The sequence below is a fragment of the Streptomyces mayonensis genome, assembly GCF_018982965.1.
GTDB lineage: Bacteria > Actinomycetota > Actinomycetes > Streptomycetales > Streptomycetaceae > Streptomyces > Streptomyces mayonensis.
Window position 1 is genome coordinate 38,663 of record NZ_JACBYP010000028.1, and the last position, 13,767, is coordinate 52,429.

The following is a 13,767-nucleotide window of genomic DNA, read 5'->3' on the forward strand; positions in this document are numbered from 1 at the left end:
CGGCCCCCGGCAGATCGCCGAGGGCCGTGGTTCGCGCGGGTCGGGTGGGTCGGGAGGGATCAGTCGGGGAGCCAGTCGCAGGGCCGTCGGGCGGGGGCGGAGTCAGGGGAGGTTGCGGGCCATCACGATCCGCTGGACCTGGTTGGTGCCCTCGTAGATCTGCGTGATCTTGGCGTCGCGCATCATGCGCTCGACCGGGTAGTCACGGGTGTAGCCGTAGCCGCCGAGCAGCTGGACGGCGTCCGTGGTGACCTCCATCGCGACGTCGGAGGCGAAGCACTTGGCGGCGGCGCCCTGGAAGGTCAGGTCCCCTTCTCCCCCTCCGGCGGCGACCCGCTCGGACTTGGCCGCCGCGGCATACGTCAGCTGGCGGGCGGCCTCGATCTTCATCGCCATGTCGGCGAGCATGAACTGGATGCCCTGGAAGTCGGCGATCGACTTGCCGAACTGCTTGCGCTCCTTGACGTACCCCTTGGCGTAGTCGAGGGCGCCCTGGGCGATGCCGAGGGCCTGCGCGGCGATGGTGATGCGGGTGTGGTCCAGCGTCTTCATCGCGGTGGCGAAGCCGGTGCCCTCCTCGCCGATCATGCGGTCGGCGGGGATGCGGACGTTGTCGAGGTAGACCTCGCGGGTCGGGGAGCCCTTGATGCCGAGTTTCTTCTCCGGGGCGCCGAAGGAGACGCCCGCGTCGGACTTCTCGACGACGAAGGCGGAGATGCCCTTGGAGCGCTTGGCGGGGTCGGTGACGGCCATCACCGTGTAGTACTCGCTGACGCCGGCGTTGGTGATCCAGCGCTTGACGCCGTCGAGCACCCAGAAGTCGCCGTCGCGCACGGCCTTGGTCTTCATGCCGGCCGCGTCGGAGCCCGCGTCGGGCTCGGAGAGGCAGTAGGAGAACATGCCGTCGCCCTTGGCGAGCGGGCCCAGGTACTTCTTCTTCAGCTCCTCGGAGCCGGAGAGGATCACCGGGAGCGAGCCCAGTTTGTTCACCGCCGGGATGAGGGAGGAGGAGGCGCAGACGCGGGCCACCTCCTCGATGACGATCACGGTGGCGAGCGCGTCGGCGCCCCCGCCGCCGTACTCCTCGGGCACGTGGACGGCGTGCAGGTCGTTCGCGGTCAGGGCGTCGAGGGCCTCCTGCGGGAAGCGGGCCTCCTCGTCCACCGCTGCGGCGTACGGCGCGATCTTCGCCTCGGCCAGCGAGCGGACGGCGTCCCGGAGCATGCCGTGCTCCTCCAACGGGCGGTACAGGTCGAAGTCAGCCGATCCGGCCAAGGTCTCTCACGCTCCCAAACGCTGCGATGCTGAGCACGCTAACTACCGTTAAGTAACCCAAATTTTAGAGCGCGGCACACGTCCATGGATAGGTGAGGTTGGCGACAACCGACCGGACGGGTCCGGCCGTGCCCCGGATATGCTCGGGCGCGCACGCTGACGTACACCTCTGGAGCATCCATGGCCCTGAAGATCACCGTGATCGGTACCGGCTATCTCGGCGCCACCCACGCGGCGGCCATGGCCGAGCTGGGCTTCGAGGTGCTGGGGCTCGACGTGGTGCCCGAGAAGATCGAGATGCTCAAGCGGGGAGAGGTCCCGCTGTACGAGCCGGGCCTGGAAGAGCTGCTGGCCAGGCACGTCGACGGGATCGAGGGCTCCAGCGGGCGGCTGCGCTTCACGACCGACTTCGCCGAGGCCGCGGCCTTCGGCGACGTGCACTTCCTGTGCGTGAACACGCCGCAGAAGCACGGCGAGTACGCCTGCGACATGTCGTACGTCGACTCCGCGCTGGCCTCGCTGGCGCCGCACCTGACCGGCCCCGCGCTGGTCGTCGGCAAGTCGACCGTGCCCGTGGGCTCGGCCGACCGGCTGGCCGCCTACCTCGCCGAGCACGCGCCGGCCGGTGACGGCGCCGAGCTGGCCTGGAACCCGGAGTTCCTGCGCGAGGGCTTCGCCGTCGAGGACACGCTGCACCCCGACCGGCTCGTGGCCGGCGTGCGCAGCGAGCGGGCGGAGAAGCTGCTGCGCGAGGTGTACGCGAAGCCGATCGCGGAAGGCACGCCGTTCGTCGTCACGGACTTCCCGACGGCCGAGCTGGTGAAGACCGCGGCGAACTCCTTCCTCGCCACCAAGATCTCGTTCATCAACGCGATGGCCGAGGTCTGCGAGGCCGCGGGCGGCGACGTCGCCAAGCTGGCGGAGGCGATCGGGTACGACGACCGGATCGGCCGGAAGTTCCTGCGGGCGGGGATCGGCTTCGGCGGCGGCTGTCTGCCGAAGGACATCCGCGCCTTCATGGCCCGCGCCGGTGAGCTGGGCGCCGACCAGGCGCTGACCTTCCTGCGCGAGATCGACTCGATCAACATGCGCCAGCGCGGCCAGATGGTGGAGCTGACCCGGCAGGCGCTGGGCGGCGGCCCCTTCCTCGGCAAGCGGATCGCGGTGCTCGGCGCCACCTTCAAGCCCGACTCGGACGACGTGCGGGACTCCCCCGCGCTGAACGTCGCCGGGCAGGTCCACCTCCAGGGCGCCCAGGTGACGGTGTACGACCCCAAGGGCATGGAGAACGCCCGGCGGCTGTTCCCGACGCTCGGCTACGCCGACTCCGCGCTGGAGGCGGTGCGGGGCGCCGACGTCGTCCTGCACCTGACGGAGTGGCGGGAGTTCCGCGAGCTGGACCCGGGGGCGCTGGGCGAGGTCGCGGCGGCCCGGGTGATCCTGGACGGGCGCAACGCCCTGGACCCGGCGGCGTGGCGGAAGGCCGGCTGGACGTACCGGGCGATGGGCCGCCCGACGGCCTGAGCGCGGTCGGGGCGGCTCCGGTTCGGACCGGTACCGGTCCGGAACGGTGGCGGTCCGGAAGTACCGCTCCGAACGGACGGTTACGGCCCGGACGGTTACCGGCCCGGACGGCGCCGGTTCGGCCGAGGCTCAGTCGGCCGAACCGGCGCCGTCCGCATTCTGCACCACGGGGCGCCGCCACGACCGGTGAACCCCGTGGCTCACGGCGTCCCCCTGGACGCCCGGTACCGGCGCATCTTGGCGCGGGCCCCGCACACCTGCATGGAGCACCAGCGGCCGCGTCCGGCCGGGCTGCGGTCGTAGTACGCCCAGAGGCAGTCGTCGGCCTCACAGGCCTTCAGCCGGCTCCAGGTGCCCGCGACCAGCGCCTCGGCGACGGCGGCGGCGACCCGTGCGGTCAGGTCCCCCGCGGTCAGGTCCCCCGCGGTCAGGTCCCCCGTGGTCGGGTCGCCCTCCCCTGCCGGGGCGAGGGCGGCGGAGCCGTCGGCCGGGTCGACGGCGACGACCAGCGGGGCGGCGGCCAGCAGCTCGCCCAGCGGGGTCACGGCGCGGTGCGGCGGGTGGCCGGCGTGGGCGAGCAGGGTCGCGCGCAGCGCCTCGCGCAGCTCGCGGGCCCCGGGCAGGTCGTCCTCCGCCAGACCGAGCCGCGCCCGGCCCTCCGGGGTGTCCAGCGAGTCGGCGCCCGTCCCGACGTCCAGCGTGTTCACCAGGGTCTCGACCAGCTCCAGGCCGCCCGGCGCGGGCGATCTCTCACTCATGCTTGCGACGTTACCTCCAATGAGGCAGCATGCAGTAACCGTTACCGGTTACCGGAACCTGCCGGTAACCCCGCACTGTGTGATTCAGAGACCGTGTGCTTCAAGACCGTGCGCTTCAAGGAGGAAGTCATGGCTGTCGCAGAACTGGGCGTCGTCGTCCTGGACTGTCCCGATCCCCGTGCCCTGGCCCGCTTCTACGCCGACGTGCTCGGCGGGACCGTCGAGGGCGAGGGCGACTGGGTCGACCTGAGGCTGCCGGGCGGACAGGCCTTGGCGTTCCAGGCCGCACCCGGCTTCGTACCGCCGAAGTGGCCCGCGCCCGACGACTCGCAGCAGTTCCACCTGGACCTCGACGTGACGGACCTGGACGCGGCCGAGAGGGCGGTGCTGGAGAAGGGCGCGAGGCCGCTGGACACGGAGGACCGCAACCGCGCCTTCCGGGTCTACGCCGACCCTGCCGGGCACCCGTTCTGCCTCTGCGCCTGCTGAGCGGCACGCGCGGGCGGCGGAAGGGCCGCAGACGGCGCCGGTGCTCAGCCGTCCAGGTCGGTGATCGTCGCCGTGGACGGTTCGCGGCGGGTCTGGGCGGCCCGCGCGGTGAAGGACGCCGCGCGCAGGACGCGCTGGACGTTGCCCCAGGTCAGCAGGGCGATGTCCGCCTCGGCCCAGCCGCGGCGGAGCAGTTCGGCGATGAGCCGGGGGTAGCAGGAGGGGTCGCCCAGCTCCAGCGGGTGGGCGGCGCCGGTGTCGTAGGTGCCGGACAGGCCGACGCTCTGCGGGCCGGCCACCGTGCGGACGTGGTCGAGGTGGTCGGCGACGTCCCGGACGGTGGGACCGGTCTGCTCCGCGGTCAGCGGCACCATGCACAGGCCGCCGGCCGCGCCCAGCTCCACCAGCAGGTCGTCGGGGAGGTTGGCGGGGTGCGGGCGCAGGGCGCGGGCGGCGGAGCGGGTGCACAGCGCGGGGGCCTTGGACACCGCGAAGGTGCGGCGGGCGGTCTCGGCGGACGCGCCGGAGAGGTCGGCGACGACTCCGAGCCGGTTCATCTCGCGGACGACCTCCTCGCCGAACCGGGTCAGCCCCGCCTCGCCCGCCCAGGACACCCCGGACAGGGTCAGCACACGCAGACCGAGGGCGTGCAGCGAACGCAGGATGCCGAGCCGGTCACCGAGGGCGCCGGCGCCCGCCGGGCCGGGCAGCACGGCGACCCGGCCGCAGTTGCGGGCGTCGATGGCCTGCCCCGCGTCGTACGCCAGACGCAGCCCCTCCGGGTGCGCGCGCACGACCGTCTTGACCAGGTCCAGCTGCTCCAGCGTCGCACCGACCGCCCGGTCACCGCCGCCGGACTCGGGCAGGTCCAGCGACCACAGCAGCGCGCCCACGTGTCCCTCGCGCAGCCGCGGCACGTCGGTGGCGACGGAGCTCTCGCCCAGCTCGAGGTCGTACCACGGCAGGTCCCTGAGCGCCGAGGCCAGTCCGTTGCAGCCGTCGGCGACGGGATGGGCGGCCAGCACGGCCCGCGCCCGGGTCAGCGGCTCGTCGTCGGGGTCGGACACGGGCGCGTAGGGCTCCGGGGCGAGCGCCTCCGCGGCGAGCGGCACGGGCAGGTCGTCGAGCCCACCGGCCTCGGTGCCGGTGTGCAGGTCGTCCTGGAGGTCTGCCATGACGGGCTCCGTACGGTCGTCGTGAGGTACGGCCACCGTCGCACGGAGCTGCGGGGGCTTCCTGGTGGGTGGGGCGTTCGGGGGTAACCCGCGCCCCACCCGCCGGGCGGCAGCGGGCGGCTCAGCCGTCCAGCTGCTCGATGGTGGCGTTGGACGGCCCCCGCGTCGCCCGCAGCCCCCGGGCCACGTCCTCGGCGGCGTCCAGGACGCGGACCGCGTTCTTCCAGGTCAGCTTGGCCAGGTCGGCCTGCGACCAGCCGCGGTCGAGCAGTTCGGCGATCAGGTTCGGGTAGCCGGAGACGTCGCCGAGGCCGTCCGGGGTGAACGGCGTGCCGTCGTAGTCGCCGCCGATGCCGAGGTGGTCGACGCCCGCGACCTCGCGCATGTGGTCGAGGTGGTCGGCGACCGTGGACACGGTGGCGACGGGACGCGGGACGCGCTCCTCGAAGGCCGCGTGCACCTTCATCGCCTCGGGGCTGCTGTCCAGGTGGTGGAAGCCGTGGGCGCGCATGTTGTCGTCGGCCTCGGCGGTCCAGTCCACGGCCGCCTGGAGCACGAACTTCGGCACGAACGTCACCATCGCCATGCCGCCGTTGGCGGGCAGCCGTTCCAGGACGTCGTCCGGGATGTTGCGCGGGTGGTCGCACACCGCGCGGGAGGACGAGTGGGAGAAGATCACCGGCGCGGTGGAGGTGTCCAGCGCGGCCCGCATCGTCGTCGCCGCGACGTGCGAGAGGTCGACCAGCATGCCCTCGCGGTTCATCTCCCGCACGACCGCGCGGCCGAAGGCCGACAGTCCGCCGACGCCGGGCTCGTCGGTCGCGGAGTCCGCCCACGCGTTGTTGTCGTTGTGGGTGAGCGTCATGTAGCGCACGCCGAGGGCGTACAGCGCGCGGAGCGTGGCCAGCGAGTTGTCGATGGAGTGGCCGCCCTCGGCACCCATGAGGGACGCGATCCGGCCCTCCGCGCGCGCGGCCTCCATGTCGGCGGCGGTCAGCGCGGCCCGCAGCTCGCCGGGGTGGCGGTCGATCAGCTGCCGTACGCAGTCGATCTGCTCCAGCGTCGCCGTCACGGCGCCCGGCAGGTCGGAGCGGACGTACACCGACCAGTACTGGGCGCCGACGCCACCGGCGCGCAGGCGGGCCAGGTCGGTGTGCAGGTGCGCGGACTGGTCGGTGGCGATGTCCCGCGCGTCGAGGTCGTAGCGGACCTGCTCGCGCAGCGCCCAGGGCAGGTCGTTGTGCCCGTCGACGACGGGGAACTCGCGCAGCAGCTCCCGAGCGGTGTCCAGCGATGTCATCCGCGTCCCTTCCTCACTGTCCGGTGCGTCACTGCCTGGTGCGTCACTGCCCGGTGCGTCACTTTCCGAATCCGAAGCCGCCGGCCGAGCCCTCGACCTTGTTGCGCAGCCGCTTGCCCTTCTCGGTGGCCTGGTCGTTCAGCTCCTGCTGGAACTCCCGCATCCGCCCGAGCAGTTCCTCGTCGTGGGCGGCGAGCATCCGGGCGGCCAGCAGACCGGCGTTGCGTGCGCCGCCGACGGAGACGGTCGCGACCGGCACACCGGCCGGCATCTGCACGATGGACAGCAGGCTGTCCATGCCGTCCAGGTACTTCAGCGGCACCGGTACGCCGATGACCGGCAGCGGGGTGACGGAGGCGAGCATGCCGGGCAGGTGGGCGGCGCCGCCGGCCCCGGCGACGATCGCCTTCAGCCCGCGTCCGGCGGCCTGCTCGCCGTACGCGATCATCTCGTGCGGCATGCGGTGCGCGGAGACGACGTCGACCTCGTAGGGCACCTCGAACTCGTCGAGCGCCTTGGCGGCGGCCTCCATGACGGGCCAGTCGGAGTCCGACCCCATGACGATGCCCACGACCGGACTCACCGGGCTGGCCTGGCTCATTCGGTGATCGTTCCCCTCAGGTAGCCGGCAGCGTGGGCGGCGCGCTCCAGCACGTCGTCCAGGTCGTCGCCGTAGGTGTTGACGTGACCGACCTTGCGGCCGGGCTTCACGTCCTTGCCGTACATGTGGATCTTGAGCTGCGGGTCGCGGGCCATGCAGTGCAGGTACGCGGAGTACATGTCCGGGAAGTCGCCGCCCAGGACGTTGACCATGACCGTCCACCGCGCGCGCGGGCGCGGGTCGCCGAGGGGGAGGTCGAGGACGGCGCGGACGTGGTTGGCGAACTGCGAGGTGACCGCGCCGTCCATCGTCCAGTGGCCGGAGTTGTGCGGGCGCATCGCCAGTTCGTTGACGAGGACGCGGCCGTCGCGGGTCTGGAACAGCTCCACGGCGAGGTGGCCGACGACGTCCAGCTCCTTGGCGATGCCGAGCGCCATCTCCTCGGCGCGCAGGGCCAGCTCCTCGTCCAGGCCGGGAGCCGGGGCGATCACCGTGTCGCAGACGCCGTCCACCTGCCGGGACTCGACGACGGGGTAGGCCACCGCCTGGCCGTGCGGGGAGCGGACCACGTTGGCGGCCAGCTCGCGGACGAAGTCGACCTTCTCCTCCGCCAGCACGGGCACACCGGCGCGGAACGGCTCGGCCGCCTCCTCGACGGAGTCCACGACCCACACGCCCTTGCCGTCGTACCCGCCGCGGACCGTCTTGAGGACGACGGGGAAACCCTCGCCCTCCGTGGCGCCTTCCGCCGCGAAAGCGGCCACGTCGGCCGGATCGCTCACGATCCGGTGCCGCGGGCAGGGCACACCGATCGCGTCGAGCTTGGCACGCATCACGCCCTTGTCCTGGGCGTGCACGAGCGCGTCGGGGCCGGGGCGCACGGGAATGCCGTCCGCCTCCAGGGCCTTGAGGTGCTCGGTCGGCACGTGTTCGTGATCGAACGTGATCACGTCGCAGCCGCGCGCGAACTCGCGCAGCGTGTCCAGATCGCGATAGTCGCCGACGACGACTTCGTTCACAACCTGCGCCGCAGAGTCCTGGGGAGTGTCACTGAGAAGCTTGAACCTGATGCCCAACGGGATGCCCGCCTCGTGTGTCATACGAGCGAGCTGGCCACCGCCGACCATGCCGACTACCGGAAACGTCACACCCCTAGCGTATCGGCCGCGCGGAGCCCACCTGTTTACCGGCCGTTTCCGGCCCCTTCTCCCCGCCTCTTCCGCCCTCTCCCGCCGCCCCTTCGGGCACCGCGGTTCCGTCCGCAGGAAGATCGCGTGCCCGGGTGGTTAGCATGAACGGATTGACGCCAACCGATGGACGGGGGCCTGCACGACCATGGAACGTGGTTCCTCGGGTGCTCACACGGCTCCCCCGGCACCGCCGGAGCCTCGCGGCGCGCTGCGGGAGCGGATCGACCGGCTGGTGCGCGAGATCGTGAAGTTCGGCGCCGTCGGCGGCGCGGGAGTGCTGGTCAACCTCCTCGTCTTCAACTTCGTGCGGCACACGACCGACCTCCAGGTGGTGCGGGCCAGCATCATCGCCACCGTCGTGGCGATCGTCTTCAACTACTTCGGCTTCCGCTACTTCACCTACCGCGACCGCGACAAGGGCGGCCGCACCCGTGAGATGACGCTGTTCCTGCTGTTCAGCGCGGCCGGCCTGGTCATCGAGAACGGCGTGCTCTACACGGCCACCTACGGGTTCGGCTGGGACAGCCCGCTGCAGAGCAACATCTTCAAGTTCCTCGGCATCGGGATCGGCACGCTCTTCCGGTTCTGGTCGTACCGCACCTGGGTCTTCCGCGCCCTGCCCGAACGGGCACCGTCGACGCGGGCGGAGGCATTCCTGGAGCACGAGCACCCCACGGCGGTGCGCGCGGCGGACGGCGCCCCGGCGGTCCGCCGCTGACCTCCTCGCAGGCCGGACCGGGACACGTATGACGGACCTGGGCGCATACGCCGGACCCGGGCGCATACGCCGGACCCGGGCACGTGCGCCGGACCCGTACGACGGGCAGGGGCGCCACGACGGACCCGCGCGGGTACGACGGCCCCGGGTACGACGGGTACTCGTGGGTGGACGGCCGGGTGCTTACGAGGAGTCGCGCGCGGTCAGCGCACCGTCTCCCCGGCGCCCCCGGACGCCTTCTTCGGCGGCTGCGTGCGGGACAGGAACAGGCCGAAGACCGGGGGGCGGCCCTGGAGCAGCTCGAGGCGGCCGCCGTCCGCCTCGGCCAGGTCGCGGGCGACGGCGAGGCCGATGCCCGTGGAGTTGCGGCCGCTGATCGCCCGCTCGAAGATCCGCGCCCCCAGGTCGCCGGGGACGCCGGGCCCCTCGTCGGTGACCTCGACCACCGCCTGGTTGCCGGTCACCCGGGTCCGCAGGGCCACGGTGCCGCCACCGTGCATCAGGGAGTTCTCGATCAGCGCGGCCAGCACCTGCGCGACGGCGCCCGGGGTGCCCACGGCCGTCAGGTGGCGCTTGCCCGAGCTGACGATGGCCCGGCCCTCGCTGCGGTAGGCGGGACGCCACTCGTCGATCTGCTGCTGGATGACGTCGTCCAGCTCGAAGGTGACGGCGGAGCCGCTGCGCGGGTCGCGGGAGTTGGTCAGCAGCCGGTCCACGACGTCCGTCAGCCGCTCCACCTGCGACAGCGCGATCGTCGCCTCCTCCTTCACCGTCTCCGGCTCGTCGGTGAGGGTGATCTCCTCCAGCCGCATGGACAGCGCGGTCAGCGGTGTGCGCAGCTGGTGTGAGGCGTCGGCGGCCAGGCGGCGCTCGGCGGTGAGCATCCGGGCGATGCGCTCGGCGGAGGAGTCGAGGACGTCCGCGACCCGGTCCAGCTCGGGAACGCCGTACCGCTTGTGCCGCGGACGCGGGTCGCCGGAGCCGAGGCGCTCGGCGGTCTCGGCGAGGTCGGTGAGCGGGGAGGCGAGGCGGTTGGCCTGCCGGATCGCCAGCAGCACGGCGGCGATCACCGCGAGCAGCGCCACCAGGCCGATGATCACCAGCGTCCGGCCGATCTCCCGCGTCACCGAGGAACTGGGCTCCTCGACGAGGACCGTCTCACCCTCCTCGCCGGTGGCCCTGCCCCGCAGGACCTCGCCGGACGGCTTGCTGCCGACCTCGATGACCGGCTCTCCGGGGATGCGGATCACGGCGTAGCGGGCGTCGCGGATCTGCTCCCGCAGGAACCGCGCGTCGACCGAGCCGGTGCCGATCAGCCGGCTGTCCACGATGCTGGCCAGCCGCACCGCCTCCAGGTCGACGCGCTCCTGGGCGGTGCTGCTGATCGTCCGGGTCTCGACGATCACCAGGGAGACGCCGAAGACGGCGATCACGACGAGCACCACGGCGAGGGTGGACTGGATCAGTCGACGGCGCATGTCCTCATACTCAGGTCACATGTCCTCATACTCGGGTCACCCGGGCGCCCCCTGCCGGGCGCTCAGTTCTTCTCGAAACGGAAGCCGACCCCGCGCACGGTGGCGATGTAGCGAGGGTTGGCCGCGTCGTCGCCGAGCTTCTTGCGCAGCCAGGAGATGTGCATGTCGAGGGTCTTGGTCGACGACCACCAGGTGGTGTCCCACACCTCGCGCATCAGCTGGTCGCGGGTGACGACCCGGCCCGCGTCGCGCACCAGCACCCGCAGCAGGTCGAACTCCTTGGCGGTGAGCTGGAGCTCCTCCTCGCCCATCCAGGCCCGGTGGGACTCGACGTCGATGCGCACACCGTGGGTGGCGGGCGGCTGCGGGGGCTCGACGGCGCCGCGCCGCAGCAGGGCCCTTACGCGGGCGAGCAGCTCGGCCAGGCGGAAGGGCTTGGTGACGTAGTCGTCGGCGCCCGCGTCCAGGCCGACCACGGTGTCCACCTCGTCGGCACGCGCGGTCAGGATCAGGATCGGCACGGCGTGACCCTCGGACCGCAGCCGGCGGGCGACCTCGAGACCGTCCATGCCGGGCAGGCCCAGGTCGAGTACGACCAGGTCGATGCCGCCCTGCAGTCCCGCGTCGAGTGCGGTGGGTCCGTCCTCACGCACCTCGACCTCGTACCCTTCCCGGCGCAGTGCGCGGGCCAGCGGCTCCGAGATGGACGCGTCGTCCTCGGCGAGCAGTACACGGGTCATGAGCTGATGGTAGACCGCCCGGCCAGGCGCCCGAGGCATGATCGCCTTCCGGTCTTCTTACCTTCGGACAAGCCGGGCACCCGCTGTACGGCTGGCCCGCTCACCCCCGGAGCCGGACCTGCGCCTTCGGGATGCCATCCTGACCGGGACCTTCGAAAGGCCGTTCACGGTTCCAGTATCACCTGTGATCTGTGCCTCAAGTCCTTCCATACCGGGCGGTGTCCTGCCGTATGGTGAATCAGCGCCTGTAGCACCCAGAGGACCTTTGGCGACTGTACGACGCTGAAGGTCCCTTTTGCGTGCGGGCCTGCCCCCACGGCCGGCCTTGAAAGGAATGACCTGTGGCCGGGCCTCGGCGCGTGCGGTGACGCGCGCGAAGGCGTGGATCCCGGTGGCCGCCGCCCACCGCTTCGCAATCCGGAGCGGACTCCCTCAGGCGTGGGACGGGCGGGGAAGGCCGCCGGTGCCGGCCGCCCCCCACCGGGCGCGCATCGCCTCATGAGCGCGTCCCGACCAGCAAGGATCGACCATGGCGTCCAGCCTGACGAAGGACTCGGTCTCACCGGGCACCCCCGGCTCCGAGAAGACCTTCTTCGGCCACCCCCGCGGACTGGCCACACTCTTCATGACCGAGATGTGGGAGAGGTTCTCCTACTACGGCATGAGGGCTCTGCTCCCGCTCTACCTCGTCGCCCCGGGTGGCCTCGGCCTCAGCGCCGGCACCGCGACCGCGATCTACTCGGTGTACCTCTCGCTGGTGTACCTGCTCACGATGCCGGGCGGCTGGTTCGGCGACCGCGTCTGGGGCCCCCGCAAGACCGTCGCCATCGCGGGCGGCGTGATCATGCTGGGTCACCTGACGCTGGCGCTGCCGTCCGCCGGCACCTTCTACGCGGGCCTCGGCCTGGTCGCCATCGGCTCAGGCCTGCTGAAGGCCAACATCTCCACGATGGTCGGCCAGCTGTACAACGGCCCCGACGACCCGCGCCGCGACGGCGGCTTCACCGTCTTCTACATGGGCATCAACCTCGGTGCCTTCGCGGCGCCGCTGGTCATCGGCACCATCGGTGAGAACGTCAACTGGCACCTGGGCTTCGCGCTCGCCGCGCTCGGCATGGGGCTGGGCGTCGTCCAGTTCCTGCTCGGCAGCCGCCACCTGGCCCCGCACTCCAGCACCGTCCCGAAGCCGCTGTCGGCCGAGGAGAAGGCCTCGACCCTGCGCAAGGCCGCGTTCTGGGCCGCGCTCGCCGTCGTCTTCTACGCGATCGTCGGCTTCTCCGGCCACTACACCCTGAACTGGATCCTGGTCCCGCTGACCCTGCTCGGCGTGATCATCCCGGTGCTGGTGCTGACCAACATCAAGCGCGACAAGTCCCTGGACCGCGCGGAGCAGTCCAAGATGTCGGCGTACATCTGGTTCTTCGTCGCCGCGGCCGTCTTCTGGATGATCTACGACCAGGGTGGCTCGACCCTGTCGCTCTTCGCCGACTCCTCGGCCGAGAACAGCGTCTTCGGCTGGGACTTCCCGGTCTCCTGGTACCAGTCGGTCAACCCGGTCATCATCATGGCCCTGGCCCCGGTCTTCGCCACGCTGTGGCTGGCGCTCGCCCGCCGCGGCAAGGAGCCGAGCACGATCGTCAAGTTCTCCTTCGGCCTGGTCCTGGTCGGCGCGTCCTTCTTCCTCTTCCTGGCCCCGCTGGGCATCGCGGAGGGCGGGCACAAGGCGGCGGCCCTGTGGCTGGTGGCGATCTACTTCGTCCAGACCTGCGGCGAGCTGCTGCTCTCCCCGGTCGGCCTGTCGGTGACGACGAAGATGGCGCCGGTGAAGTACGCCTCGCAGATGATGGGCGTCTGGTTCCTGGCCGTCACCGCGGGCGACGCGACGACGGGCCTGCTGTCCATCGCGGGTGTCGACCTGAACAGGACGGGCATCGTGGCCGCGGAGGCGACCCTGGCCGTGGTCGCGGGCGTCGCGATCTGGATGTACCGCAAGCGAGTCAAGGAACTCATGGGCGACGTCCGCTGAACCCTGCGGGCGCTTGTCTTCCACAGATGTCTTCTACGGAGGGTCACCTCATCCGGCGGATGGGGTGACCCTCCGGGCGTGAGGGACGTGCGGGACGTGCGGGACGTGAGGGAGGAGGAGACGGTGGAGGGGCCAAAGGGGGCACCCGGTCCCCCCCCCGCCGGGGCACAAGGCACGGGACCTGCGGGCGAGGACGGCCCTACGACGTCCAGGGCAAAGCCCGCGGGCGAGGAGGCCACGGCGCTCCGGAGCGAGGACCCAAGGGACACAGAGGACGCAGTCCCGGCCGGGCTCCATGGCACAGAACCTGGCCAGCCACCCGCAGGAGGGGTCAGGAGCGGTGCAGGGAACACAGCCCTTGCCACCGCCCGAGCCAGCCACCCACGGAAGGGGTCAGGAGGGGTGCAGGGGACGCAGTCCCCGCCGGGGTTCGGGGCGGAGCCCCGGGCGCCTCAGCCTCTTGGCCGACCGAGTCGGGTGGGCGGGTGGGCAA

At 71.8% G+C, this 13,767-nt stretch carries 12 protein-coding genes; 4 read left to right on the plus strand and 8 right to left on the minus strand.

Going from position 1 to position 13,767, the window contains the following annotated elements; all coding sequences use genetic code 11:
* Window positions 1-102: 102 nt before the first annotated feature.
* Entirely contained in the window at window positions 103-1,275 is a 1,173-nt protein-coding gene (locus HZS56_RS13560) for an acyl-CoA dehydrogenase family protein (protein ID WP_216720951.1), read from the minus strand.
* 180 nt (window positions 1,276-1,455) lie between these two features.
* Here HZS56_RS13560 and HZS56_RS13565 point away from each other — a divergent pair, with 180 nt between their 5' ends.
* Window positions 1,456-2,799 (plus strand): UDP-glucose dehydrogenase family protein, encoded by a 1,344-nt coding sequence (locus tag HZS56_RS13565; protein ID WP_216720952.1) that lies wholly within the window; start codon window positions 1,456-1,458, stop codon window positions 2,797-2,799.
* 200 nt (window positions 2,800-2,999) lie between these two features.
* Here HZS56_RS13565 and HZS56_RS13570 read toward each other — a convergent pair whose 3' ends face one another.
* Window positions 3,000-3,557 carry a CGNR zinc finger domain-containing protein gene (locus HZS56_RS13570; protein WP_216720953.1) on the minus strand — a complete coding sequence of 186 codons (558 nt, stop codon included), beginning with the start codon at window positions 3,555-3,557 and terminating at the stop codon, window positions 3,000-3,002.
* A 129-nt stretch (window positions 3,558-3,686) separates the two neighbouring features.
* Here HZS56_RS13570 and HZS56_RS13575 point away from each other — a divergent pair, with 129 nt between their 5' ends.
* Complete coding sequence (locus HZS56_RS13575) at window positions 3,687-4,046, plus strand: VOC family protein (protein WP_216720954.1); 360 nt, start codon at window positions 3,687-3,689, stop codon at window positions 4,044-4,046.
* A gap of 44 nt (window positions 4,047-4,090) precedes the next feature.
* Here the strand turns inward: HZS56_RS13575 and HZS56_RS13580 are convergent, their stop codons facing one another.
* The 4 genes from HZS56_RS13580 to HZS56_RS13595 form a co-directional block, all read right to left on the minus strand.
* Window positions 4,091-5,221 (minus strand): dipeptidase, encoded by a 1,131-nt coding sequence (locus HZS56_RS13580; protein WP_216720955.1) that lies wholly within the window; start codon window positions 5,219-5,221, stop codon window positions 4,091-4,093.
* 121 nt (window positions 5,222-5,342) lie between these two features.
* Window positions 5,343-6,521 carry a dipeptidase gene (locus HZS56_RS13585; RefSeq protein WP_216720956.1) on the minus strand — a complete coding sequence of 393 codons (1,179 nt, stop codon included), beginning with the start codon at window positions 6,519-6,521 and terminating at the stop codon, window positions 5,343-5,345.
* A gap of 58 nt (window positions 6,522-6,579) precedes the next feature.
* Window positions 6,580-7,122 carry a 5-(carboxyamino)imidazole ribonucleotide mutase gene (gene purE, locus HZS56_RS13590; RefSeq protein WP_216720957.1) on the minus strand — a complete coding sequence of 181 codons (543 nt, stop codon included), beginning with the start codon at window positions 7,120-7,122 and terminating at the stop codon, window positions 6,580-6,582.
* Window positions 7,119-8,270, minus strand: a complete 1,152-nt coding sequence (locus tag HZS56_RS13595) for a 5-(carboxyamino)imidazole ribonucleotide synthase (protein ID WP_216720958.1) — start codon at window positions 8,268-8,270, stop codon at window positions 7,119-7,121. Before HZS56_RS13595 ends, purE begins: the two co-directional genes overlap by 4 nt.
* Window positions 8,271-8,457: 187 nt before the next feature.
* On the opposite strand from HZS56_RS13595, the gene HZS56_RS13600 reads away from it, so the two are divergent.
* Window positions 8,458-9,030 (plus strand): GtrA family protein, encoded by a 573-nt coding sequence (locus HZS56_RS13600; RefSeq protein ID WP_216720959.1) that lies wholly within the window; start codon window positions 8,458-8,460, stop codon window positions 9,028-9,030.
* Window positions 9,031-9,233: 203 nt separating this feature from the next.
* Here the strand turns inward: HZS56_RS13600 and draK are convergent, their stop codons facing one another.
* Both draK and HZS56_RS13610 read right to left on the minus strand, forming a co-directional pair.
* Window positions 9,234-10,508, minus strand: a complete 1,275-nt coding sequence (draK, locus tag HZS56_RS13605; RefSeq protein WP_216720960.1) for a two-component system sensor histidine kinase DraK — start codon at window positions 10,506-10,508, stop codon at window positions 9,234-9,236.
* Between the two features lie 62 nt (window positions 10,509-10,570).
* Window positions 10,571-11,248 (minus strand): response regulator transcription factor, encoded by a 678-nt coding sequence (locus HZS56_RS13610; protein ID WP_030191398.1) that lies wholly within the window; start codon window positions 11,246-11,248, stop codon window positions 10,571-10,573.
* 529 nt (window positions 11,249-11,777) lie between these two features.
* On the opposite strand from HZS56_RS13610, the gene HZS56_RS13615 reads away from it, so the two are divergent.
* Window positions 11,778-13,274: an MFS transporter gene (locus HZS56_RS13615; protein ID WP_216720961.1), complete on the plus strand. Its 1,497-nt coding sequence runs from the start codon at window positions 11,778-11,780 to the stop codon at window positions 13,272-13,274.
* The last annotated feature ends 493 nt before the right edge of the window (window positions 13,275-13,767 follow it).

Excerpts from the sequence above, each read along its gene's own strand:
- HZS56_RS13565 (WP_216720952.1), top strand. The coding sequence starts at position 1,456 with ATGGCCCTGAAGATCACCGTGATCGGTACCGGCTATCTCGGCGCCACC.
- HZS56_RS13570 (WP_216720953.1), bottom strand. The coding sequence starts at position 3,557 with ATGAGTGAGAGATCGCCCGCGCCGGGCGGCCTGGAGCTGGTCGAGACC.
- HZS56_RS13575 (WP_216720954.1), top strand. The coding sequence starts at position 3,687 with ATGGCTGTCGCAGAACTGGGCGTCGTCGTCCTGGACTGTCCCGATCCC.
- HZS56_RS13580 (WP_216720955.1), bottom strand. The coding sequence starts at position 5,221 with ATGGCAGACCTCCAGGACGACCTGCACACCGGCACCGAGGCCGGTGGG.
- HZS56_RS13585 (WP_216720956.1), bottom strand. The coding sequence starts at position 6,521 with ATGACATCGCTGGACACCGCTCGGGAGCTGCTGCGCGAGTTCCCCGTC.
- purE (WP_216720957.1), bottom strand. The coding sequence starts at position 7,122 with ATGAGCCAGGCCAGCCCGGTGAGTCCGGTCGTGGGCATCGTCATGGGG.
- HZS56_RS13600 (WP_216720959.1), top strand. The coding sequence starts at position 8,458 with ATGGAACGTGGTTCCTCGGGTGCTCACACGGCTCCCCCGGCACCGCCG.
- draK (WP_216720960.1), bottom strand. The coding sequence starts at position 10,508 with ATGCGCCGTCGACTGATCCAGTCCACCCTCGCCGTGGTGCTCGTCGTG.
- HZS56_RS13610 (WP_030191398.1), bottom strand. The coding sequence starts at position 11,248 with ATGACCCGTGTACTGCTCGCCGAGGACGACGCGTCCATCTCGGAGCCG.
- HZS56_RS13615 (WP_216720961.1), top strand. The coding sequence starts at position 11,778 with ATGGCGTCCAGCCTGACGAAGGACTCGGTCTCACCGGGCACCCCCGGC.